A 700-nucleotide genomic window follows, 5' to 3' on the forward strand; every position below is an offset into this window, starting at 1 on the left:
GGCTAAAATCGGCTACCCGGTGATGCTGAAAAGCACCGCCGGCGGTGGCGGCATTGGCCTGACGCGCTGTGCCGATGATGCCGCGTTGATGGCTGCCTGGGAGAGCGTGCGCCGTCTGGGCGAGCAGTTTTTCAGCGACGCCGGGGTTTTCCTGGAGCGCTGTATCGATCGGGCGCGCCATGTTGAAGTGCAAATCTTCGGCGATGGCCAGGGCAAGGTGGTGGCGCTGGGCGAACGCGACTGTTCGCTACAGCGCCGTAACCAAAAGGTCGTGGAAGAAACCCCGGCGGCCAGTCTGCCCGCCGCCACGCGTCGCGCGCTGCTGGAATCGGCGGTCAGGCTGGGCGAGCTGGTCAACTATCGCAGCGCCGGGACGGTAGAATATATCTACGATGCGGCGCACGATGAATTCTTCTTCCTTGAGGTGAATACCCGCCTACAGGTGGAGCATCCGGTTACCGAATGCGTGACCGGGCTGGATCTGGTGGAGTGCATGTTGCAGGTGGCGGCAGGCGAAGCGCCGGACTGGGAGCGCATGGCGCAGCCGCCACGAGGCGCTTCAATTGAAGTGCGCCTCTACGCCGAAGATCCGCTGAAAAACTTCCAGCCCAGCCCCGGCGTACTTACCGACGTCTGTTTTCCGCCGGATGTCCGTGTCGACAGTGGCGTTGACAGCGGCAGGGAGGGTGACGCCTTCTTC

Annotated in this window: 1 protein-coding gene; it reads left to right on the plus strand. The window is 63.3% G+C overall.

What is annotated here, in order from left to right; all coding sequences use genetic code 11:
- The coding region (locus EPIR_RS14115; protein ID WP_048697716.1) for an ATP-binding protein at window positions 1-700 on the plus strand (700 nt) is incomplete at both ends.

This window comes from Erwinia piriflorinigrans CFBP 5888 (assembly GCF_001050515.1).
Classification (GTDB): Bacteria; Pseudomonadota; Gammaproteobacteria; order Enterobacterales; family Enterobacteriaceae; genus Erwinia; species Erwinia piriflorinigrans.